Below are 22608 nucleotides of genomic sequence, written 5' to 3'. Positions count from 1 at the left end.
AAAAATAATTTTAAACCAACATATAGAATCATAGAGAAATCCATATATATGATAATGTTATTGAGTAATAAATAAATTATTTAGCATCCTCTTGATTGGATAAAAGTTTGAATGCAATTAATTGTGAATTCTCCATGTTGAAGATCATCCAGGATGCGATGATGAACATCTTCAATTAAGTATAAGTGTTTAATTGGTGCAGGAATTTTTTTGTAGAATTTCCTACTCGATGAATAGTGAATGACTTCATCCTCTAATCCATGGAAAATAAGTGTAGGTACTTGAATATCCTCAACAGCAGGTCGACAATTATTCACTAAGTTTGTAAATGTCATTGTAAAAGAAGATGGTAACTCAGGGTATGGGGATTCATCTTTTTCTTTTTTCTCAAAAAATGAAGTCACAAAATCAGTTGCATTATTGAAGTTTACATACTCAAAGGCAGGAGCTAATAGAATTAGTTTTTCTACATTTGGTTTTGTAGCACAATAGCTTGCAATTACTCCTCCCATTGAAAATCCAACTAAGATTATTTTTTTGCCTTCGCTTGCTAAATTATTTATAGTACTTTCAGCACGGTTAATCCAATTGGTCCAATCTGTGTCTGTTTCATCTTCAATATTATACAGATCAGGAATAACAAATTCATAATCCTTAATAATCTTTTGAAGTTGTAAAAACTCATCTTTTTGTCTTCTTCCAAAACCATGGAAGCAAACAATAACGGGTTTTTCTTTTTGTTTTATATTAAATAGTTTCATTGTGTTTGACCTTTCTAAATACACTTGATTCATATTATTCAACAAGATTAATTCTTGTTTAGTTAATTGATCATTCATACGGATGATCTAATTATAGTGTAACACTTTGGCTAATTATTTGTTGATTATACACTATGTTTGATAAAAAATGCTAATTTTTAGTTGGGGAAAATCTCATAAATCTCATGCAACTATTTTTCATGAGATACTGGCAAATTGTTATATGGAAACATTGAGGTGAATAGATTAGACTTTATAAAAGGAGAATTTAATTATGTTAGCATTAGAAAAACGCCATATCTTAATCATGAAAGTTTTAATCAATGCTTCAAAGCCTCTAAGTAGTGAACTTTTAGGTTCTATTTTAGGTGCCACATCAAGAACAATACGTGGAGATATTAAACTAATTGATCAAATTCTACAAAGGATGGGGGCTCAAGTTATTTCGAAATCCGGTATAGGATATACATTGGAAGTAATTAATAGAGGTGAATTCAATGTTTTTCTACAAAGTTTCAATGAGAAATACAGTGATAGTGCGTCAATTCCTTCTTATGCGACTGAAAGAATTAGGGTGATTCTTCATCAACTATTAATTAGTGACGGGTATGTAAAAAGTGAAATATTTGAGAATCAATTATTTATATCACGGACAACACTTTCAGCTGATTTAAAGAAGGTAAGAGAAATTTTGAATTCATATCATTTGAAACTTGAACATAAACCAAATTATGGTTTAAGAATTGTTGGTGATGAGCGACATATTCGATTTGCATTAAGTGATTATATGAATATGGATGAAGAAGGAACTACACTGATTAAAACAATAAGAGTAGAATTAGATGCGAATTTTTGTAAACAAGAAATAATAAGATTTCTAATTGAAAATAAAATACATATTTCAGTGTCTTCCTTAGAGCAAGCAATTGCATTAATGCAAATAGCTGATTTAAGAATTAAGAAAAAGCATAGAGTAAAATTTGATGACAATCAATTAGAGGAAATTAAAACATATCGTGAATATAAATTAATGAAGAATTGGTGGAACAAAATACTACCACTCGCTGATGAAAATGAAATAGCCGACTATACATTACATATACTATCAAGACAAATCTTAGGAATTGATGATGAGTTTGATTTAACTGAAAACAAAACAAGTTATTTTCTACAAGATGAAATGTTGAAATTTTTATTTACTTACACAAATCAAGATTTCTCTTTTGATAGTCAGTTAAGAAAATTATTATCACGAGAGTTAAAGAGTATGCTTATACGTATTACGTATGGGTATGAATATCATGGTAATTCAATGGTTCAAGTAAAGCAAACGAATTTAGCTTTTGAATATGCTGTCATCATGGCTGATTATCTAGTGAAAAAATATGGCTATACAATGAATGAAAGTGAAATCGCGGTACTTGCAAATCATCTTCACCTATCCATGGAACAAAACATGAAAGTCAGATCACATTTGAAAATCGGATTAATTTGGAGTAGGGGCAGAAATGAATCGTTAATTGTTAAACAAAAATTAATGAAGTCTTACTCAAAATACATTGAATCCATTCATGTGCTTGAACATTATGAGTTAAATGAGCAAATAGAAAATGAATTAGATTTAATAATTACAGATATGCCAAGAGCAAGATTTAGATCAAAGATATCATTAATTCAAATTATGAATCAATTTAATACTCAAGAGAAAAAAGAATTAAAAGATTTCTTTTCAAAGAAAGGTGTTATGTTGCATACGTTATTAAATTGTCTGGATAAAAACTGTTGCTTATTTGATGTTGATGCACAAACAAGTGAAAAAGTGATAACTAAGCTTTCTAAGCAAATGATTGAGAATGCAAAGATTACTAATGGGTTTGAACAAATGGTATTGCAAAGAGAAGAAATTAGTTCTACTGAAAGAGGAAATAATGTTGTTATAGCACATAGTTTATTTCCAGCTAGTGAGAAAACAATTATCGGAGTTGCGATTTTAAAACATCCAATAACTTGGGGACAAGAAAATGCTCAACTTGTATTCATGGTGTCCAATGGAAACAATGAAGAGCAAATGTTTACTGTACTACAATGGTTGCAATTGTTAGTTCAAGACTTTGAGTTTGTTCATGAATGTTTAAATGCTAAAAACTTTGAAGAAATAAGACTTGCAATTGAGCGAGCATTTTTACTGATTGATGTTCAATAAACTAAACTAGGTAAAGTTAGTTTCCACAACGTAAAGGAAAAAAAACCGATACTGTTAATTTGAAATAGAAAATAAAATTGAAATAAGGAGAAATAGAATGAGAAAAATACTAATTGCTAGTCATGGAAAATTTGCGGAAGGAGTGGTTGATACAGTAACGTTTTTTGCGGGTGAACAAAACATTTCATTTATTTGCGCATATATTGATAACCAAAGCCTACAAGAGAAGATTGAGGTGGCACTTCAAGATATAAAAGAGGAAGATGAATTAGTTATCTTTACTGATTTGCTAGGAGGAAGTGTAAATAGAGCTTTCTTACCCTATTTACAAAGACAACATACTCACATCATTACTGGGGTCAATCTTGCAGTTATCTTAGAAATAGTAGCAAAACAAGATGATTATCTAATGAATGAAGAGGTGAATGCAATTGTGAATGAAGCACAAAAACAATTGGTTTACTTAAATTGTTACGAAGTTATGACTTCAGAAGATGATGAATAACCGTAATGATGTGGAAAATCATTGAATGGTGATAATTGAAATTGTTAATTAGAATGCAAGTAGGAAAGGAGTACAAGGAAAAATGGCAATTGTACACGTAAGAATTGATGATCGTTTAATTCATGGGCAAGTTGCAACAATGTGGACTAATAATTTAGGTGTAACTCGAATCATGGTAGTAGACGATGCAGCAGCAGGGGATGATGTTTTGAAAATGTCATTGAAGTTAGCATGTCCAAACAATGTAGCACTTTCTGTATTGCCTGTGGAAAAGGCGGCAGAAAGAATTAATGCAAATGCATATGATGGGCAAAGAGTATTTTTAATTTTAAAAAGCCCTAAAACATTAGTTCGATTAATACAAGCTAATGTCAAAATTGAAACAGTAAATGTGGGTAATCTTACTTATACAGAGGGAAAGATAAAAATAGCCAATACTGTTGCAGTGACAAAAGAAGAAATTGAATGTTTTAATGATTTACACAAACTTGGAGTTAAACTAACACTCCAACTAATCCCATCAAATCCAAGTGAGGATTTAATGGATGTGCTCAAGAAAGCATAGGGGGAAAATATGGAAATAAATGCTATACAAATAATATTGATTTGTGTGTATATGGCATTCTATACATACGAAGGAATGAATTTACAGGTAATGCTCTATGGTGGAACTACAGTAATTGGAGGATTTGTAACAGGTCTAATTATGGGTAATCCAACACTTGGATTAACGATTGGAGCGACATTACAATTGATGTCACTTGGCATTGGAGCTTATGGTGGAGCAAGTGTTCCAGACTATCATACTGGAGCAGTAATTGGAACAATCGTAGCAGTTTCAACGGGAAGAGATTTAGAATCTGCATTAGCCATCGCATTACCAGTTAGTTTAATTATGATTCAATTGGATGTACTTGTAAGAATGATTACAACATTCTTCTTGCACCAATCACAAAAAGCTAGTGAAAACTTACAAATGAAGAAAGCATATACTTGGATTGTTTGCGGACAAATTCCATGGGCTTTAAAAGGAATTTTACCAATACTTTTAGTTTTCATCGTTGGTGTAAATAATATTGATTCATTATTGAATCTTTTCCCTGCATGGTTAATGGGAACATTTAAAGTAGCTGGTGGTATCTTACCGGCAGTTGGTATTGGAATACTGTTAAAATACATGAACGCAAAGAGTTACTTCGAATATTTATTGATTGGATTTGCAATGATTAGTTATTTACAAATTCCAATGTTAGGAATCGCATTATTTGGATTAGCAATAGCGATTATTACATTTAAGAATCAAACAAAAAATGACAATAATTCAGTTGTAGTAACAACAGGAGGTGCAATGGATGACGAACTCTAATTTATTAACTAAAAAAGATTTAAATGGTGTTTTCATAAGATGGGCAACATCCTGTCAAATTTGTTGGAACTACGAAACAATGCAATCAGGTGGGGTTGTGTTAGCACTTGGTCCTGCCCTTCGAAAAATTTATACAAATGATGAAGAATATAAAAAAGTAATAGATTCACATTATACGTTCTTTAATACACAACCATTCATGGGGAATATCGTATTAGGTGCTGCACTTGCAATGGAAGAACAAAGTGGTAATAGTGATTTTGAAAGTACACGTTCGGCTGTTACTTCCATCAAAACGGGTTTGATGGGTCCATTGGCAGGGGTAGGAGATGCAATTTTCTTTGTTATTCCATTTACTATTTTCAACGCAATTGCAGCTTATATGGGCAAAGAAGGAAGTCCACTGGGAATTGGAATAGGAGTTCTATTTGGATTTTGTTTACTCTTCTTACGAAAATATATGTTTACGATGGGATACAAAGAAGGAAGTAAATTTGTAACTACGTTGTCAAATCAATTAAAGAGTTTAACAAACTCGGCCAATATTTTAGGAATGATGGTTATTGGTGCATTAATTGGATCTGTAATTAGTGTTACAATACCATTTACATTCCAACAAGGAGAGGTTGCGGTTTCACTTCAAAGTACGATTGATATGATTATGCCTAATCTTATGCCAGCACTAGTTGTAGGATTTGTATATTGGTTGCTTGGTAAAAAAGGAATGACGTCGACAAAAGTTATTGTTGCGGTACTGCTCTTATCATTTGTAGGTTACATTACTGGAATGTTAGGTTAGGTGATAAAAATGAAAGTGGGTTACGCTAGTCATGAAATTACACCAAAAGAACCTAGTTATCTTTGTGGGCATGCGATACGAACAGAAATATCAAAAGGAACTTTAGATCCTCTTTATGTAAGCTGTATTGTATTAAAAGATGGAGATAAAACAAGATGTTGGTTTAGCTTTGACCTAGTTATGCTTGATCAAAAATTTACTGTTAATCTTCAAAAGGTTGTGAGTCACATTTTGGATTGTAAAGAGTTTGAAGTTGTATGTAGTGTTATTCATACCCATTCAGGACCAGAGGTTTCAGAGAAGGGTATATTTAGTGAAACATCAGAATTAGGTGCTAGACCAGGATATGCAGAATTTTTATTCGCAAAATGCATGGATGCACTTTATGGCGCATTAGGATCTTTAGAAGAAACAAGTATCCGATATGATTCATTTGATATTGAGGGTTGCTTTGGTAATCGAAATGGGAAAGAATTTCCAGCAGATAAGGAATGCATTTGCATTCAGTTCTATAATAATGAACAAGTTCTACTCACATGCGTTAACTTCGCTTGCCACCCAACTGTTCTAGGTCCGCAAAATCTATACTTCTCTTCAGATATTTTCGGTAGTATACGAAATCGACTTGAAAAGAAATGGGGTACACCAGTCTTCATGATGCAAGGTGCTGCAGGTGATATGGGAACAAGACAATATCGTCAAGGTGAAGATGGTGCAGAATTAAATCGTCTTACAGATTTATTAGATGTGCAATTCAATCGTGAGTGGAATTGGAAGAATGTAAAGAATGATGAAATAAAGGTAAGTGAAACTCATTTTGAAATTGATGAAGATATTGATTTAGAAGAGTTACAAGTGCGATATAATGAAAACAAGACTAAGCTGGATAAGGAAACAAATCATGATCAAATCAAATTGTTGAATTCTGGTTTAGCTGCATTAAAATCACAAATGTCACATGGATCACATTATCATGCAGAAATAGATGGAACAATTTGGAAAATTGGAGAGCTTTGTCTTGTATGCCTTCCTTGCGAGTTATTTAATCAACTCGGTGTAAAAATCAAAAAAGCTAAGGATAAGGAAAAAATAGTAATCTGGGGGTATGCATTTAATGGTGGAACATCCGTTGGCTATCTAGTTGATGAGCCACAGTATGGTAAAAGCTATGAAAGTATAGCCACATGCATAAAAAAAGGGACACCCGAAAAATATTGTGATTATATCATTACAAAACTAAATTTTTAAAAAGAAGAAGTAATTTCTTGATAAGAGAAATTACTTCTTTTCCATGGCATTCCAATAGTCGAAGTGAGGTCTTTATGATATAATCTTTAAACAAACGAGGTATAAAGTATGAAAGATATATTAGTTAAAGCAATTGCCTTAAATGGCAAAGTAAGAATGTACGCAAATCGTACAACAGCATTATGTGAACAAGCACGTTTACAACATGATTTATGGCCAACATCACAAGCGGCACTTGGAAGAATTATGTCAATTGGTTCGATGATGGCAGGTATGTTAAAAAACGATGATGATAAAATTACGATTCAAATTAATGGGAATGGACCAATTGGTACATGCATGGTTGAGTGTAAACAAAATGGCGATGTAAAAGGATTTGTAGGAGATAATGAAATTTATCTTAAGTACAATGACAACAACAAACTTGCAGTTGGCTTAGCTGTAGGAACCGATGGTTATTTAAAGGTAACACGAAGCTTAGGAATGAAAGTTGATTTCACTGGACAAGTAGCCCTTCAAACAGGTGAAATTGGAGAAGACTTCGCGTATTATTTTACAGTATCTGAACAAACACCATCAGCTGTTTCAGTAGGCGTATTAGTGGATACAGATTATAGCTGTTTAGCTGCAGGTGGACTATTAATTCAAATTATGCCAGATGCAACAGAGGAAGATGTTGCGAAAGTTGAAGAAGCAGTAGCAACACTAGAACCAATAAGTACAATGATTAAAAATGGTCATACACCACAAGATATTGTCATGCGTTTATTTGATGATGTAGAAATACTAGAAGAAAGCCCAATTCAATGGCATTGCGATTGTAATAAAGATCGTTTTAAAGGTGCTCTTACAACGCTTAAATCAAGTGATTTAGAAGAGATGATTGAAGAAGATCATGGGTGCCAAGTAAAATGTGAATATTGTAATAAAACATATGATTTTAGCGAAGATGAGTTAAAATCCATCTTGGAGTTTAGAAAATCATGTGGAAAATAAGAGAATTAGAAATCAAAAATCCAATTGTCATCGCTCCAATGGCAGGAGTAAGTAACAGTGCTTTTCGTGAGATTTGTTTTGAGTATGGAGCAGGTTTAGTTTATACAGAAATGATTAGTGATAAAGCACTTGGGTTTAATAGTAAGAAAACATTAGAAATGTGCAAAATACTAGAAACAGAACATCCATTATCAATGCAATTATTTGGACATGATAAAGAATCAATGGTACAAGCTGCAATTTATTTGGATCAAAATACAGATTGTGACATTATTGATATCAATATGGGTTGTCCTGTAAATAAGATTGTGAAATCCAATGCAGGATCTGCATTAATGAGAGAACCTGAATATGCAGTTGAACTTATTGAAGCTATTGTTCATGCAGTTAAGAAACCTGTTACAGTTAAGATAAGATCAGGTTGGACAAAAGAAACAATTAACTGCGTTGAACTTGCAAAGGAGTTAGAACGAATTGGTGTTAGTGCGATTGCAGTTCATGGAAGAACACGTGGTCAAATGTATGAAGGTGAAGCAGATTGGTCATGGGTAAAAAAGGTAAAGGAAGCTGTAAAGATACCTGTTATCGGTAATGGTGATATTCGCTCAGTGGAAGATGCAGTTAAGCGTCTTCAAGAAACAGGATGCGATGCAATTATGATTGGACGAGGTGCAATTGGAAATCCATTTTTGATTAAGCAAATGGTTCAATATTTCAACAACGAAGAAGATTTTAAACCGAGTTTTGAAGAAAGAATGAAGATGGGTATTGATCACGCAAAGCGATTAATAGCTTTGCGAGGAGAGGTAGTTGCGATAAAACAAATGAGAGGATTAGCACCATGGTATATCCAAGGAATGCCATTTAGTGCACGCGTTAAAAACGAATGTGCTAAACTAAAAACTCTAAAAGATTTAGAAAACTTATTTGGTGATTATGTGAAGTTTTTGAATGAAAGAGGAATCGAATATGAAGATAGAACAACCCAAGATTCAAACACTAAACCAAGCGACATTCAATGATTGCATTATTGACCAAGATTTCTATAATAAATTAATTGATGAAAATCCAACAATGGATATGGATGAAGAATGTCGTGTAGACAGTTGTCATTTTAAGAAAATTGATTTTACCAAAACTAAAATTGATGTAAAAGAATTTCTGGATGTTATTTTTGAGAATTGTGATTTTACAACTATGGAGTTTAATGAAGTTAACTTTCATCGCTGTAAGTTCACAAATTGCAAAATGTCAGGTGCAAATTTCTATCATTGTATTATGAAAAATGTTGAATTTGATGCTTGTTTAATTCGTCTTAGTAATTTCTCCAATGGCAAAATTGAACTATCTCGAATTCAAAATTCTAACTTAGAAGAATCTCGTTTCTTTCAAGTTGAATTAAAGAAAATCGAATTCAAAGAAAATGATGTAACTAAAGGTGAATTCTTTGAAACATCGCTTAATGGAGTTGACTTTTCTTCATCAATTATTGAGGGGATTACTGTTGACTTGAATAGCTTAAAAGGAATTAAAGTAAATTCAACACAAGCAATTCGTTTAGCCTCATTACTGGGTATTGAAGTAGTTGATTAAGTTTCTTTGACATTATCTTAAAAAATAGATATAATCAAGTCGTAAATCAATGATGAAAAGAAGAGTAATTTATCAGGTAACTTCAAGAGAGCCTAGGTTGGTGTGATTAGGCAAGTGGATGATAAATGAATAAAGACTTGGAGTTGAACGTTAATTCGCGTTAAGAATGACTTTAAATAGTCGCTAAGATGATGTAAGTGATTGCATCATGAATTAGGGTGGTACCACGATGATAACTCTCGTCCCTATTGGGTGAAGAGTTTTTTTATTTTATTAGGAGGAAACTATGGAACTAAATTTATCAGAACAAGAAGTTATTCGCCGTCAAAAGATGGAAGAACTAAAAGAAAAAGGTATTGAACCATTTGGTTCAGCTTTTGAAAGAACACACAGATCTTTAGAATTAAAAGAAGCTTATGGCGAAAAAACAAAAGAAGAATTAGAAGCACTTGATGTGCATGTTAAAGTAGCTGGTCGTATCATGACAAAACGTCGTATGGGTAAACTAGGATTTATGCACATGCAAGATCGTGATGGTCAAATTCAAATCGTTGTCAACAAAGCAGTAGTTGGTGAAGATGTCTATGAAATCTTTAAGGCAAGTGACTTGGGCGATATCATCGGTATTGAAGGTGTAGTAACAAAGACAGATTCAGGAGAATTATCAGTAAAAGCACATACCTACACTCATCTAACAAAAGCACTAAGACCATTACCGGAAAAATTCCATGGTCTTCAAGATGTGGAAGAAAGATTCCGTCGTCGTTATGTTGATTTAATTATGAATGAAAGTAGTCGTCAAGTTGCAATGCTACGCCCTCGTATTATTCGTGCTATCCAACATTATTTGGATGGACAAGGATTAATTGAAGTTGAAACACCAGTTCTTCAACCAATCCTAGGTGGCGCAGCAGCAAGACCATTTGTAACTCATCACAATACATTGGATATGGATTTCTATTTACGTATCGCAACAGAGTTACCACTTAAACGTTTGATTGTTGGTGGACTTGAAGGAGTATATGAAATCGGACGTTTATTCCGTAATGAAGGAATGGATACAAAACACAATCCTGAATTCACAACGGTAGAAGCATACGTTGCATATTCTGATATGGAAGGTATGATGAAATTGAATGAAGGCTTATTTGAAAGTGTTGCGATGGAAGTATTTAATACAACAGAATTTGAATTTGCAGGACACCAAGTATCATTAAAAGCACCATTTAAAAGATGGCATATGGTTGATGCAGTTAAAGAAGTTACAGGAGTTGATTTCTGGAAAGAAGTTACACTGGATGAAGCATTAGCTCTTGCAAAGGAACATCATGTAGAAGTTGAAGAACATCAAAAATCTGTAGGACAAATTATTAATCTATTCTTTGAAGAATTCTGCGAAGATAAAATTACACAACCTACATTTGTTTATGGACATCCAGTTGAAATATCTCCACTTGCAAAGAAAAATCCAGAAGATCCAAGATTTACAGATCGTTTTGAATTATTAATTTATGGAACAGAGTATTCAAATGCTTTCTCAGAATTAAATGATCCAATTGATCAAAGAGAACGTTTCGAAGCGCAATTAAAACTTAAAGAATTAGGTGATGATGAAGCTACTGAAATGGATGTAGACTATGTTGAAGCATTAGAATACGGATTACCTCCAACAGGTGGAATCGGTATTGGAATTGATAGATTCATCATGTTACTTACAGGTAACGAATCAATCCGTGAAGTACTATTATTCCCACACATGAAACATAGAGCGACAAACGAATAGTTTAATATCAAGTAAATAAAACACGTTATAATCCTTTAAATATTGGGGAATAACGTGTTTTTTTTGTTTACCTATCACAATATGCAAATAGCAAAAGTAGTAATATAATGAAAAAATTGCTTATAAATATCCATTATGTACAATAAACAAAAGTAACAAATCATTTACAAAAAATGCGTAAATACGCAAAAATTTATTGAGGTATAAATATGCAAATTAACAGGAATAAATATTTAAATCAACTTATTAGTAAAAAAGAAAATGGGCTAATAAAGATAGTTACTGGAATTAGAAGATCAGGTAAATCATATTTGTTATTTGAACTATATCACAAGTATCTAGTTGAAAATGAAGGTGTTGATGAAGATTGTATCATTGAGATATCCTTAGATGATTTGGCAAATATCAAATATAGAAACCCTTTCGAATTGGATAAATTCATTCGTGAAAAAATAGAGAAAGAAGACAATCTATATTACGTTTTTATTGATGAAATTCAAATGGTTGAAAGTGTGGATAATCCATACGTAACAGATGGTAGAAAAAAGATTACTTTTGTTGATGTACTCCTAGGATTAATAAAAATGAAAAACGTTGATTTATACATAACAGGTAGTAATTCAAAGATGTTATCTTCAGATATTCTTACAGAGTTTAGAGGTCGTGGAGATGAAATAAAGATGGCACCGTTATCATATAGGGAGCTTTATGATTGCTTTGATAATAAAAACAATGCATGGAAAGAGTATGTGACATATGGAGGAATGCCATATTTGGTATCTTTAACAAATCATCAATCCAAAAGCAAATATCTTATCGATTTATTTAATAAGATTTATCTTGAAGATATTGTTGAAAGAAATAAGATATCAGCGAGCAAAGAAACATTAAGTGATTTATTAAACTTAATTGCAACAGCAGTTGGATTGTTGACTAATCCACTTAAACTTTCTAAAACATTTAAAAGTGTTAAACAGATTACAATTACGAGTGCTACGATTAGTAAATATCTAGATTATTTTATAGATTCATTCTTAATAAGTAAGTCTTATCGATATGATGTCAAAGGAAAAAGATATTTGGATACTCCATTAAAATACTATTATTCTGATATTGGGTTAAGAAATGCAATGCTAAATTTTAGGCAACAAGAAGAAAATCATATTATGGAAAATATTATTTACAACGAACTTATAGGAAGAGGATTTAATGTAGATGTAGGAGTAGTTGAATATAATTATAAAGATGAAAATGGATTAAGCAAAAGAAAACAGTTTGAAATCGATTTTGTTGCGAATCAAGCAAGTAAAAGATACTATATCCAATCTGCACTCTCTATTGTAGATGAAGAAAAGAAAAATCAAGAAGTTCAATCGCTTTTACGAGTAGATGACTCGTTTAAGAAAATTGTAATTGTAAAAGATGATATAATTCCTTGGCATGATGAAAATGGAATACTTTTCATTGGAGTAGAAAATTTTCTATTAAATGATGCAATTATAGACTATTAAAGTTAATATCAAATAAAGAATGTTATTTTGGTAGGAAACAAAAACCGATGCTTGAGGTTACAGAAAATAGTATATAACTTTAACATCAACTTTATAGAAATATGATTTATCAATGGAGAGATTGTAGCTAAAATTATTTTTTCACAACACATATTTATATATTTCTGTTTGAAATTGAATAAAAAAACAGTTGATGTCTAACTTAGACAAATCAACTGTTCTTTTTTATAGAGGTCCACCAGTATGATTAAATGGAACAATTGTTGGTGCACATGGAATTGGGCTATCTTTTGAAAGAGTACCATCTTCTTCATATACACATGGTTTAACTGGTTCAACTTCTGCATTAGGACGAATAGTTAATGATCCTAAGAAGAGGAACGAAACACTTGAAACTAGAAAAAGCTTAACTAATTTGGATTGAAAATTTTGCATAAATAATGCCTCCTATGTGCTAATTATACGACAAACTTTTGAAAGATTGGGTTAAAAAAATTGATGAAAATATGCTTATATTCGCGTGTTTTTAAAAAAAGTTTTTAACATAATTACTGAAATTTTATGATAGAATCTAGGAGTGGGGTAACAAATATGAGTGAGTTCAATCGATTGGGTATTTTAATTAAGAAACTGCGTTTATCTAAAGGTTTAACTGTTGAAAAATTAGCGCAATTAGCGTGTTATTCAAGAGGGTATATTTCTCAAATTGAAAATGGCATTGTTGATGTTGATGAAAATATATACAGTGTAATATTTAAAACCTTAGGTGTGAATTACAAAAAGCAAGAAGATACTTCAGAATACAATATAAAGTTAGATAATATTTTGCATGAATTTTTGTATTTGAATATTGATTTAGAAGAAACAAAAACAATAATCGAAGAAGGAAAAAACTACAAATATTCAGTTGTGTATCATAAGTACTTAATTGTTCGATTAGCGTACTATGTTTTGTATAAGGCAAATAGTAAAAATGTTAAGATCATTGTAGAAGAAATGGAAAAACTAGTAGGGCAATATGATTCGAGAAATCAGCAAATTATCTACGATTATATAGGGTGCTACTATTTAAGTATTGATAATAACAAGGCATTATCTTTCTATAAAAAAGCAATTGATTTAGGGACATATGATCACGCAACAAGTTTACTGGCATATCATTTAGGCATGTACTATTATAGAACGAATAACTATTGCCGAGCATTAATCTATTGTTTACAGGCATTAGAGTTATTTGGAAATGAAATGAATTTTAAAAGAATATACTATACTAAATTGCATATCGCTATTTTATTATCAAAGAATGGTGATTATGAAGAAGCAATTAATGAGTTCATGTTATTGCTTAAAGTACCAAATATAACTCAACGAGATATTTGCGTTATTTATAGTAATATTTGTTGGACCTATATAAAGAGTAAAAATTATGAAGAGGCATTGAGGTTTGGACTACTATGCAATGCAGAAGAAGATGATGAATATTATTATCATTTGGCACTTATTTATTTTAATCTGTGCAAGCGAGATGAAGTGAATAGGATTATAAAAGAAGGAATAAAATTCAATAAAAATAATTCATTGGAAATCAAAAGATTATCTATCATCAAAATGCAATTGGATGGTGAGGATAAAAGTGAAAAGTATGTCGAATTGTTAAAAGAAGCTAGCATTGAAGTAGGGAACAAAGGTGATCTTGAAACAATTGAAATGATTTATAACAATATTATTAAGTATTACAAGAATAAACATCAATATAAAGATGCTTTTAAATACCTACAAGAATTAACTAAAATAAAATCATGAAATAAGTTTCTGATAAGTAAGAAAGTCAGATTGTATTTAGAACATTTATAGAAAACTCGTAGTCATTTGTATATTCATACAAATAATTACGGGTTTTATTTTGAATTAAATGTTAAGAATGATAATGTTACACAAAGATTACACATCACTTGATTAAGATTTAAGTAAATAAAACAAAGTGGGAGAATCGAGGTAATAAAATGAAGGCAAACTTTTATTTATCAGCAAAAGGGATAATTGGAAGAAAAAGACAAAATTTTTTATTGGTGATGATGATTATTTTATCAATTGTTTTCTCGGTATCATATTTAATTTATAACCAAAGTAGTTTAAAGAGCTTGGAAGAAACAAGAAGAAATCTTTATGGAGAATGGTATACAACAACTTATAATGTAATCGATCCTGTTGTAAGTCAAGAAGGTGTAAGTAGTATAGTTGAACAGTATGCATTAATTTGTGATAACAATATAATTCTTGGTTCTGTTGGCAAAGTTGATGATAACTTTGAAGAATTAGGAAGGATTCAATTATTGAATGGTAAACTACCTACACATGAGAATGAAATCGCATTAACAACATCTCTTTTAGATAGTTTAGGCTATTCTTATGACTTAGATAAATTTGTAAAAATTCCAGTTTTACCAATGGATTATGACACAGATAAATTACAAAGAGAGCTAGTTGAAACAAAATTTATTGAGTACAAATTAGTTGGCATATTACCTGCGTATGATGTTTTCTGGCAAAAAAATGAAACACCATTAGTAAATGCAATCGTTAGTGATTCTATAAATAATTATTCTAAGCAATATCAAATATTTTGGAAAGGATCCAAGGCATTTGAGTCTTATAAATTAATGGAGAGTGCAAACAAAGATATAGTAGTAAATGAGTTTGCGTATCCTATCGATAATAGTTTTGATTATTCTTTAATGATGATTCAAATTGGAATTATTCTGTTGACGTTTGTTTCTAATTTAATTATTTATTCCTTGTTATTAAATAAGCGGAAAAAAAGTTTTGTGACAATGTCTAATTTAGGTTCAACAAGGTCAATGATAATAGGAGTAGTTATTATTGAATCATTGCTTATTTTAACGTTTAGTTTTGTTGTAGGGATACCAATAGGATTACTAATTGGTGTCCTTATAACAAGTTTCGCAAAGAACGCGATAATAAGTATTCCATACATTCAAATCATAATAATATTAGTTTCAATGTATTTTGTTTGCTTTACTTCGTTTCTTATTTCTGCGATGATGATTCGTATTGATAATCCAGGTACATTAAGAAATGAGAAAACAAAAATACTGAAGAAGGTAGAAATTGCATCAAAGCCAAAATTAACAGTTATCCTATTAATAATATTTATATTTATTACTTCAATAGGAACACTTTATTTCACCAAGTGGCAGATGATGCCATATGAAAAAAATGTTTCTTATGCTGCATTAAATATTCAAAGTAAATCAGAGAAGTTTTTTGATGGAAGAATATTGGATGATTTAGAGAAAATACCAGAGGTTAAAGAAGTATCAGCTATTAACTTCGTTCCATTACAATACTTTGTCACATCGAAGGATATTAGAGAAAATAAAGCATATGATGATATTTATGATGCAAGTTTTGAAACACCACCTATTCACTTTTATAAAAGAGGAATATTATTGACTAATTTCTATGTTTTGTCTAACAAGGAATGTGACTTGCTTGTTGAATCATCAGATATGAATAAAGAAGAAGCAGTACGATTTAAAAATGGTGAAGGAGTTATTTATTACCAAGCTATTTTGGAAAAAGATAAGAAAACAGGGATGGTATATAATTTTATAAGTGTAAGGCAAAATGATGATTTTGAATTGTTAGAATTGCCTGTAGAAAAAGGTTCAATGCTTGCGTTAACATCAAATCAGTTTGTTGATGAAGAGGGATATGATTATACCAAATCAAATGTATTTGAAAAAGATATTGAAGTATTAGGTGTTCTTCCAAAATTAAATGATCAATTGTTGTTTGGCAATGAATTGGCAATCACAAATGGTAGCATATTCATATCACAAGAATTTTATAAGAAACTGATGTTAAGGATGGAAGAAAGACGAGTTACAGAGGATGAGTATACAAACATCAACCTAACAATTGATGAAAATGCTTCATTTGCAACAAGGAAATCAATAGCTTCTATAGTTACATCTCGTGGAGGCATACTTCAATCTGACACGTATGAACTGGTTGATAAATTGTATCGTGAGTGTACACAGAAGGCATTAATTGTTGCGTTATCTGGATCAATAGCTTCATTATTTGGACTTATCTTGTTATGCAATATTGTCAGTTCTTCATTACTTGTGGAGAGAAAAAGAATAGGAATATTACAAGGGTTGGGTTGTTCAAAGAAACAATTAATCAAGGCTTATCTAATGAAGATAATAAAAATATTCATACCTACGATTATCATTGTAAATGGACTTGTGCTTGCTCTAGTGAGTTATATAAATCAACCTAAGTATCTGATTGAATTCATAAGGATTTTCGTTTATGGCTATGATATTTATTTTGAGTATCCTATAAGTCAACTTATCATCTTAAATTTATTATTAATCTTCATTTTGTTATTAGTTCAATTGTATCCACTTTATAAAATGATAAAGAATGAACCTATTGAAAATATGAAAGAATCAGGAGGAGTTTAGAATGAATAAATTAATTCAAGTAGAAAATCTTACAAAGAAGTATGATGAAAAGACAATAGCTGTAAAAGATATTAGTTTCAGTGTAGATGAAGGATCAGTTGTGGCAATTATAGGTAGAAGTGGTAGTGGTAAATCTACACTTTTACAAATGTTGGGGTTACTTGATTATCCTACTGAAGGTGTAATTCATTTAGATCATCAAGATGTAAGTCATTTTAATGATGTAAAACGTGCCTTATATAGAAGAACAAAGATAGGAATTATATATCAAAATTTCAATCTGCTGCCAGAATATTCAATCAAAGATAATATTTGCTTACCCTTATTACTAGATAAAAAGAAAGTTGATATGAATTATTTTAATGAACTAGTAAATTTATTAGGTTTGAATGAATTACTTGCAAAGCAACCTTATCAACTTTCCGGTGGTGAGCAACAACGTGTTGCAATTGCGCGTGCATTTATTATTAAACCAATGCTAATTTTAGCAGATGAACCTACAGGAAACTTAGATAAGATCAATGGTGATAAGGTGATCGAACTTATACTAAATACTGCTAAAGTATTCAATACAACGGTAATCTATGTAACACACGATATTGTATTAGCTAAGTGTGCAGATGTGGTGATGGAGATGAGTGATGGTCAACTTATTTAGTAGAAAACATGGATAATCATGAAGTATCTCAAAACGTCTAATCAATCAGATTAACTGTGTCTTATGATATAATCAAAATAGTAAATACAGAGAAGGAGTTTATATGAGATATATAACAATAAATCAAGATGTACCACAATGCTCTGAGATTGGAATTGGATGTATGAGAATCAATGCTTTATCAAGTAGTGAAGTGGAAAACCTGATCAACACATCATTGGAAGTAGGAATTAATTTCTTTGATCATGCAGATATTTATGGTGGAGGGAAGTCCGAAGAATTATTTGGCGAATGGTTACAAAAGAATCCTGAAAAACGAAAAGATATTGTAATTCAATCGAAGTGTGGCATTCGTAAAGGATATTATGATTTTTCAAAGGAGTATATTCTTGAATCAGTTGAACAGATTTTAAAGAGATTAAAAACAGATTATTTAGATATTCTTTTGTTACATAGACCAGATGCTCTAATGGAAGTAGAAGAAATTGCGGAAGCTTTCAATCAACTAAAAAATGAAGGAAAAGTTCGTGCATTTGGATTATCTAATGTCAACGCAATGCAAATCGAGTTAATTCAAAGTGAATTAGATCAACCCATTTTAATTAATCAGTTGCAATTTAGTTTAGCACATACAGGACTCATTGATTCGGGTATTAATGCAAATCATCCATCAAGTGCAGGAGAAGCAAGAGATGGTGGTACCTATGAATATTGTCGTTTAAACAATATTATTCTTCAAGCCTGGTCACCACTTCAATATGGATTCTTTGAAGGTACATTTTTAGGAAATGATCTTTATCCAGAATTAAATGAAACAATTAATCGATTAGCTGCTAAATACGAAGTAACTCCTGAGGCAATAGCAATAGCCTGGATATTAAGACTTCCTATGTCAGTTCAAGCAATCGTTGGTTCCACAAATCCACAAAGAATCAAAAATATGGCAAAAGCGACTGATATTGTACTAACTAAAGTTGAATGGTATGAACTCTATCGCTCTGCAGGAAATTTGCTTCCTTAAATAATCAAAAACCCTGTAATTCTAAGTCTTTGAAGACAATTATAGGGTTTTTATTTTATTCTTCACAACCATTTATTTATCGATAAACAATAAATAAATGTTGACAATCAATAAAATAATGCGTATTCTTTTGTTACAAGCTATCTAGGAGGTTACTACTATGTCTTGGAATAATGAAAAATCATTGAAATTAACAAAATTTGTTTTAACAGGAGGAATAGGCTTTATGATTCTTCTTGTATTTGGGTTTCCATGGCTTACAAGTGAAATTAAAAACTATGCAGTTTTTACAAGCATTCAACTGACATACTTGACGATTGTATTTTATATCGTATCAATACCAGTATTTATATCTTTATTTATGCTATATAAATTAATTATGAATATACAAAGTAATAAAGTTTTTGTTGCAGAAAATACAAAAATTATTCGCAGTCTATCATGGCAATGCTTCCTAGGTTCTCTTCTATTTCTAATATTTTCTTTTGTGTATATACCATCGATTTTTCTTTCGATGTTAGCTGCATTTTTTGGAGTTATGTTACGCGTATTGAAAAATGTATTTGCTGCAGCGGTAGAATTGAAAAAAGAAAATGATTTCACCATTTAAAGAAAGTAGGAAATAGATATGGCAATTATTGTAAATCTAGATGTTGTTATGGCAAAAAGGAAAATTTCGTTGGGTGAGCTATCCGAAAAATTAGATATTACTCAAGCAAATCTTTCAATATTAAAAACGGGGAAAGCAAAAGCAATTCGATTTTCAACTTTAGAGGCTATTTGCAAGTTATTAGAGTGTCAACCAGGGGATATTTTAGAGTATAAAGACGATGAGGAATAAATATGATTGAACCTAAAATGATTTCTAATGAATTGACTCAATCCAGCACACAACCACCAATTTTAAATGAAGCAAAAAGTATCGAAAAAATATTGGGATTTATTTTTTGGGCTCTGGGAATTTTCCTAGTGGATAATTTCTTCAATGGCAAGTTTAGTAGCCTATCCATTTTCTTTATTCTTTTGTTGGGTACACTTGTTTTTTACTTAATCAAAACTAAAAAAAATATAGTGCTGGAATGTAAAATTGGCATTGCCTATCTAGCGTGCTTCTCTTTAAGTTTTACGATATTTAACAATGAATTTGTTCATTTTATGGGTCTATGTTTTATGATTGCGGCGCTCATCATTGGCTATGCTTATGTTGAACGTCCTTGGGATAAAACAAAAGACATTAATTGTATGGAATTTGTAGATAGTATTTTCGTTACACCATTTACATGCTTTGGCGGTTTATTTAAAGTATTAACAACCTTTACAAAAAATAAGAAAAAAAATAAAACAACACAAAGTATAATTATTGGTTTATGCATAGCAGGACCCCTAATGGTTGTAATCTTATCTTTACTTGTTCAAGCAGATTATTTATTTATGAAATCTGTAAGTAATTTTATGACAGAGATTTTAGAGATGTTCAATGATGTGCAATTGGATCGAATTTTTGTGGATATAGTGTTTGGTTCATTAACTGCTTCATTCATGTATGGTGTAGTTAAAGGAAATGAAAAAGAAGAAATTAAGAAAGTATTCTCAAAGAATGAAAAAAGAATTACTATGGAATCATTAACAATGATAATTTCATTTGTGCCTTTATTAATAGTTTATCTGATTTTCTTCGTTGCTCAAATTACGTACTATACAAATGGCATAATAGGACAATTACCACTAGGTTATACTTATGCAGAATATGCAAGAAGTGGTTTCTTCGAGCTAATTCGTATTGCCGTAATCAATTTAATTATAATCATGATTATGAATTCATTGAGTAAAAATAATGATAACAAAACAGTAAAGTATTTAACATTGGGATTTTCAATTGTATCAATCATCATGGGCGTTCTATCCATGTCAAAAATGTTGTTGTATATAAGTGCTTATGGTTTAACAACATTAAGAATTGTTACGATGTGGTTTATGATTTTGTTGCTAGTCTTCTTTGTGTTTATCATCACGCATGTGTTGAATATAAGATTTAAAACTTTAAAAAATTGTTTGTTTGCATTTTTAATTCTATTTACATTATTAACATTTATGAATGTAGATGGTGTTGTTGGTTGGTACAACACATCACACGATAGTTCTGAAAAAAATTAAAGAGAAGTATCTTCTCTTTTTTTAATCAAATGCATAATAATGGTATAATGTTGTAAAGAGGAAGCAATATGATTAGGAATAAGCAATTAGTTAAAATAAGTGTAGTTCTATTAACATGTATAGTTTTTATTCAGTTTGCAGTACTAATCTTTGCAGAAGATTCCAGTAATAAAAGGGATCCTAAAAATTGTGCGCTGAAATCTATGGTAGATGCCAATAACGCAATCATTTTATCTGATTATACTCAAGCAGAGCAATTAGGAATAATTAGCATATACAAACAAGGACAGTCAAACATAACTTTATTGAAAGGTAGAGAACCACAAAATAACAATGAAATCATAATTACATTAGCATTACTTGATAAACTTGGTTACTCTAGTGAACTTGGACAAGAGATAAACATAAAAAGATATCCAATTGTAGTTAATGAGTGTAGGTTGGTTGAATTTGGAGCTGTTGGTAGAAACTATAAGGTCGTAGGAATCATCCCTGTTTATGATGTATTTAGAAAACTGGATAACTGTTATTTTGCAAATGCAATCGTAACATCATTTCAAAATGATTTTAACTAATAGTGATTACAAAAAGGAGGAAATATGAAAAGAAAAGTTATTGCTATCATCGCTGTAGTGCTATTGGTAAGTGGATGCAATTATAAAATTAGTAAAAATAATAGTGTTTATAATAATGAATTAGATGGAAGAAAAATTAGTATATATCTAATGAGAAATAGAGAAGGTGAGAATTTCTTAGGTATTAAAGTGAATAATGATTTTGTAGGCTCTAGATATGAAAAAGGAGGTTTTCTATCTAAAGATGAAAAATATTTCTATTACTTTGATGATATGTCAAAATATGATATTTATGAGAATGGAGAATTAGTTGAGCCAATTGAATCGATTAATCGAGGCTCTTCGGAAGTATTGATCTACAAACTAGATGCTGAGAAAGATAATGTTGCTTATCCAAAAGGAACTGTAGATTTTGAAGGTATTTATAAAACTTATGTGCTAGTTCCAAAAGATGAGAATGAACTGATTAGAACAGAAGTTGGCTTTGATGGTAATAAATTATTTGAATTGGTATCAAAAGGAGAAAAATTTATTCCTAAGTATCGTGAAATAGCGATGGAATCTGTAGATATACAACCTCATCGTGTATGCATTCAATATTCAAAAACACTATTTGATAAAGAGTATATTCAGTTCTTTGATAATATTGAAGAATATACTTTAGGTATAGCAGAACCTACTGATGGAATTCTACAAGTAGTAAAAGCACAGTCTAGTATAATTGAAGAAGGACGCTACTATTATTTGACTGATCAGCAGAAAAAAGAGTTTGATGAAATCACAAAATATAATGAGACAGTAAAATAAATGAAAAACACAATGAATAAAATCATTGTGTTTTTCTAGGAATAGAATCTATTAAGGAGACTTAATAGAGGGCTAGCCGTAAAGGCTGAACTTGTACAAATTATAGAATGAACTAAATAATTTTAATATTGA

Annotated in this window: 22 protein-coding genes and 1 other annotated feature; of the genes, 20 read left to right on the top strand and 2 right to left on the bottom strand. The window is 30.8% G+C overall.

The window, feature by feature from the left end; all coding sequences use genetic code 11:
* Positions 1 to 80: 80 nt before the first annotated feature.
* On the bottom strand, positions 81 to 839 hold the full coding sequence (locus tag B5D14_RS01715; RefSeq protein ID WP_078710855.1) for an alpha/beta hydrolase: 759 nt from the start codon (positions 837 to 839) through the stop codon (positions 81 to 83).
* 196 nt (positions 840 to 1035) lie between these two features.
* Between B5D14_RS01715 and B5D14_RS01710 the strand changes: the two genes are divergently transcribed.
* The 11 genes from B5D14_RS01710 to B5D14_RS01660 all read left to right on the top strand — a co-directional run bounded on the left by B5D14_RS01710 (position 1036) and on the right by B5D14_RS01660 (position 12765).
* Positions 1036 to 2964, top strand: a complete 1929-nt coding sequence (locus B5D14_RS01710) for a BglG family transcription antiterminator (protein WP_078710854.1) — start codon at positions 1036 to 1038, stop codon at positions 2962 to 2964.
* Positions 2965 to 3061: 97 nt separating this feature from the next.
* A complete protein-coding gene (locus B5D14_RS01705; RefSeq protein WP_078710853.1) occupies positions 3062 to 3469 on the top strand; it encodes a PTS sugar transporter subunit IIA in 408 nt (135 codons plus the stop codon).
* An 82-nt stretch (positions 3470 to 3551) separates the two neighbouring features.
* Positions 3552 to 4034 carry a PTS sugar transporter subunit IIB gene (locus tag B5D14_RS01700; RefSeq protein ID WP_078710852.1) on the top strand — a complete coding sequence of 161 codons (483 nt, stop codon included), beginning with the start codon at positions 3552 to 3554 and terminating at the stop codon, positions 4032 to 4034.
* 9 nt (positions 4035 to 4043) lie between these two features.
* Positions 4044 to 4835, top strand: a complete 792-nt coding sequence (locus tag B5D14_RS01695; protein WP_078710851.1) for a PTS mannose/fructose/sorbose/N-acetylgalactosamine transporter subunit IIC — start codon at positions 4044 to 4046, stop codon at positions 4833 to 4835.
* On the top strand, positions 4822 to 5634 hold the full coding sequence (locus B5D14_RS01690) for a PTS system mannose/fructose/sorbose family transporter subunit IID (RefSeq protein WP_078710850.1): 813 nt from the start codon (positions 4822 to 4824) through the stop codon (positions 5632 to 5634). The genes B5D14_RS01695 and B5D14_RS01690 overlap by 14 nt, the downstream gene beginning before the upstream one ends.
* 9 nt (positions 5635 to 5643) lie before the next feature.
* Positions 5644 to 6882 carry a hypothetical protein gene (locus B5D14_RS01685; protein WP_078710849.1) on the top strand — a complete coding sequence of 413 codons (1239 nt, stop codon included), beginning with the start codon at positions 5644 to 5646 and terminating at the stop codon, positions 6880 to 6882.
* A 108-nt stretch (positions 6883 to 6990) separates the two neighbouring features.
* Positions 6991 to 7878, top strand: coding sequence for an Hsp33 family molecular chaperone HslO (hslO, locus tag B5D14_RS01680; protein WP_078710848.1), 888 nt, complete (start codon positions 6991 to 6993; stop codon positions 7876 to 7878).
* A complete protein-coding gene (gene dusB, locus B5D14_RS01675) occupies positions 7866 to 8900 on the top strand; it encodes a tRNA dihydrouridine synthase DusB (RefSeq protein WP_078710847.1) in 1035 nt (344 codons plus the stop codon). The genes hslO and dusB overlap by 13 nt, the downstream gene beginning before the upstream one ends.
* Positions 8848 to 9471, top strand: coding sequence for a pentapeptide repeat-containing protein (locus B5D14_RS01670; protein ID WP_159443687.1), 624 nt, complete (start codon positions 8848 to 8850; stop codon positions 9469 to 9471). The genes dusB and B5D14_RS01670 overlap by 53 nt, the downstream gene beginning before the upstream one ends.
* A 43-nt stretch (positions 9472 to 9514) precedes the next feature.
* Positions 9515 to 9721, top strand: a binding site (T-box leader).
* A gap of 36 nt (positions 9722 to 9757) precedes the next feature.
* Complete coding sequence (gene lysS, locus B5D14_RS01665) at positions 9758 to 11254, top strand: lysine--tRNA ligase (protein ID WP_078710845.1); 1497 nt, start codon at positions 9758 to 9760, stop codon at positions 11252 to 11254.
* 209 nt (positions 11255 to 11463) lie between these two features.
* A complete protein-coding gene (locus tag B5D14_RS01660) occupies positions 11464 to 12765 on the top strand; it encodes an ATP-binding protein (RefSeq protein ID WP_078710844.1) in 1302 nt (433 codons plus the stop codon).
* Between the two features lie 225 nt (positions 12766 to 12990).
* On the opposite strand, the gene B5D14_RS01655 is transcribed toward B5D14_RS01660, so the two are convergent.
* Positions 12991 to 13200, bottom strand: coding sequence for a hypothetical protein (locus tag B5D14_RS01655; protein ID WP_078710843.1), 210 nt, complete (start codon positions 13198 to 13200; stop codon positions 12991 to 12993).
* Positions 13201 to 13356: 156 nt separating this feature from the next.
* On the opposite strand from B5D14_RS01655, the gene B5D14_RS01650 reads away from it, so the two are divergent.
* The 9 genes from B5D14_RS01650 (at position 13357) to B5D14_RS01610 (ending at position 22476) form a co-directional block, all read left to right on the top strand.
* Positions 13357 to 14568 carry a helix-turn-helix domain-containing protein gene (locus B5D14_RS01650; protein ID WP_159443686.1) on the top strand — a complete coding sequence of 404 codons (1212 nt, stop codon included), beginning with the start codon at positions 13357 to 13359 and terminating at the stop codon, positions 14566 to 14568.
* A gap of 200 nt (positions 14569 to 14768) precedes the next feature.
* Positions 14769 to 17261 (top strand): FtsX-like permease family protein, encoded by a 2493-nt coding sequence (locus tag B5D14_RS01645; protein ID WP_078710841.1) that lies wholly within the window; start codon positions 14769 to 14771, stop codon positions 17259 to 17261.
* 1 nt (position 17262) lies between these two features.
* Positions 17263 to 17919, top strand: coding sequence for an ABC transporter ATP-binding protein (locus B5D14_RS01640; RefSeq protein WP_078710840.1), 657 nt, complete (start codon positions 17263 to 17265; stop codon positions 17917 to 17919).
* Positions 17920 to 18022: 103 nt separating this feature from the next.
* Entirely contained in the window at positions 18023 to 18940 is a 918-nt protein-coding gene (locus B5D14_RS01635; RefSeq protein ID WP_078710839.1) for an aldo/keto reductase, read from the top strand.
* Between the two features lie 160 nt (positions 18941 to 19100).
* A complete protein-coding gene (locus B5D14_RS01630; protein ID WP_078710838.1) occupies positions 19101 to 19550 on the top strand; it encodes a DUF2975 domain-containing protein in 450 nt (149 codons plus the stop codon).
* A gap of 18 nt (positions 19551 to 19568) precedes the next feature.
* Positions 19569 to 19781, top strand: coding sequence for a helix-turn-helix domain-containing protein (locus B5D14_RS01625; protein WP_078710837.1), 213 nt, complete (start codon positions 19569 to 19571; stop codon positions 19779 to 19781).
* Positions 19782 to 19783: 2 nt separating this feature from the next.
* Positions 19784 to 21094: a DUF4153 domain-containing protein gene (locus tag B5D14_RS01620; protein ID WP_078710836.1), complete on the top strand. Its 1311-nt coding sequence runs from the start codon at positions 19784 to 19786 to the stop codon at positions 21092 to 21094.
* Positions 21095 to 21162: 68 nt separating this feature from the next.
* A complete protein-coding gene (locus B5D14_RS01615) occupies positions 21163 to 21669 on the top strand; it encodes a hypothetical protein (RefSeq protein ID WP_078710835.1) in 507 nt (168 codons plus the stop codon).
* Between the two features lie 24 nt (positions 21670 to 21693).
* Positions 21694 to 22476, top strand: coding sequence for a hypothetical protein (locus B5D14_RS01610; protein WP_078710834.1), 783 nt, complete (start codon positions 21694 to 21696; stop codon positions 22474 to 22476).
* The last annotated feature ends 132 nt before the right edge of the window (positions 22477 to 22608 follow it).

It is taken from the genome of Anaerorhabdus furcosa, from assembly GCF_900167375.1.
GTDB classification, from domain to species: Bacteria; Bacillota_I; Bacilli_A; order Erysipelotrichales; family Erysipelotrichaceae; genus Anaerorhabdus; species Anaerorhabdus furcosa.
This window is presented reverse-complemented; position numbering and strand designations above follow the sequence as displayed.

Coding starts and splice junctions, on each gene's coding strand:
- B5D14_RS01715 (WP_078710855.1), bottom strand. CDS start 839: ATGAATGATCAATTAACTAAACAAGAATTAATCTTGTTGAATAATATG.
- B5D14_RS01710 (WP_078710854.1), top strand. CDS start 1,036: ATGTTAGCATTAGAAAAACGCCATATCTTAATCATGAAAGTTTTAATC.
- B5D14_RS01705 (WP_078710853.1), top strand. CDS start 3,062: ATGAGAAAAATACTAATTGCTAGTCATGGAAAATTTGCGGAAGGAGTG.
- B5D14_RS01700 (WP_078710852.1), top strand. CDS start 3,552: ATGGCAATTGTACACGTAAGAATTGATGATCGTTTAATTCATGGGCAA.
- B5D14_RS01695 (WP_078710851.1), top strand. CDS start 4,044: ATGGAAATAAATGCTATACAAATAATATTGATTTGTGTGTATATGGCA.
- B5D14_RS01690 (WP_078710850.1), top strand. CDS start 4,822: ATGACGAACTCTAATTTATTAACTAAAAAAGATTTAAATGGTGTTTTC.
- B5D14_RS01685 (WP_078710849.1), top strand. CDS start 5,644: ATGAAAGTGGGTTACGCTAGTCATGAAATTACACCAAAAGAACCTAGT.
- hslO (WP_078710848.1), top strand. CDS start 6,991: ATGAAAGATATATTAGTTAAAGCAATTGCCTTAAATGGCAAAGTAAGA.
- dusB (WP_078710847.1), top strand. CDS start 7,866: ATGTGGAAAATAAGAGAATTAGAAATCAAAAATCCAATTGTCATCGCT.
- B5D14_RS01670 (WP_159443687.1), top strand. CDS start 8,848: ATGAAGATAGAACAACCCAAGATTCAAACACTAAACCAAGCGACATTC.
- lysS (WP_078710845.1), top strand. CDS start 9,758: ATGGAACTAAATTTATCAGAACAAGAAGTTATTCGCCGTCAAAAGATG.
- B5D14_RS01660 (WP_078710844.1), top strand. CDS start 11,464: ATGCAAATTAACAGGAATAAATATTTAAATCAACTTATTAGTAAAAAA.
- B5D14_RS01655 (WP_078710843.1), bottom strand. CDS start 13,200: ATGCAAAATTTTCAATCCAAATTAGTTAAGCTTTTTCTAGTTTCAAGT.
- B5D14_RS01650 (WP_159443686.1), top strand. CDS start 13,357: ATGAGTGAGTTCAATCGATTGGGTATTTTAATTAAGAAACTGCGTTTA.
- B5D14_RS01645 (WP_078710841.1), top strand. CDS start 14,769: ATGAAGGCAAACTTTTATTTATCAGCAAAAGGGATAATTGGAAGAAAA.
- B5D14_RS01640 (WP_078710840.1), top strand. CDS start 17,263: ATGAATAAATTAATTCAAGTAGAAAATCTTACAAAGAAGTATGATGAA.
- B5D14_RS01635 (WP_078710839.1), top strand. CDS start 18,023: ATGAGATATATAACAATAAATCAAGATGTACCACAATGCTCTGAGATT.
- B5D14_RS01630 (WP_078710838.1), top strand. CDS start 19,101: ATGTCTTGGAATAATGAAAAATCATTGAAATTAACAAAATTTGTTTTA.
- B5D14_RS01625 (WP_078710837.1), top strand. CDS start 19,569: ATGGCAATTATTGTAAATCTAGATGTTGTTATGGCAAAAAGGAAAATT.
- B5D14_RS01620 (WP_078710836.1), top strand. CDS start 19,784: ATGATTGAACCTAAAATGATTTCTAATGAATTGACTCAATCCAGCACA.
- B5D14_RS01615 (WP_078710835.1), top strand. CDS start 21,163: ATGATTAGGAATAAGCAATTAGTTAAAATAAGTGTAGTTCTATTAACA.
- B5D14_RS01610 (WP_078710834.1), top strand. CDS start 21,694: ATGAAAAGAAAAGTTATTGCTATCATCGCTGTAGTGCTATTGGTAAGT.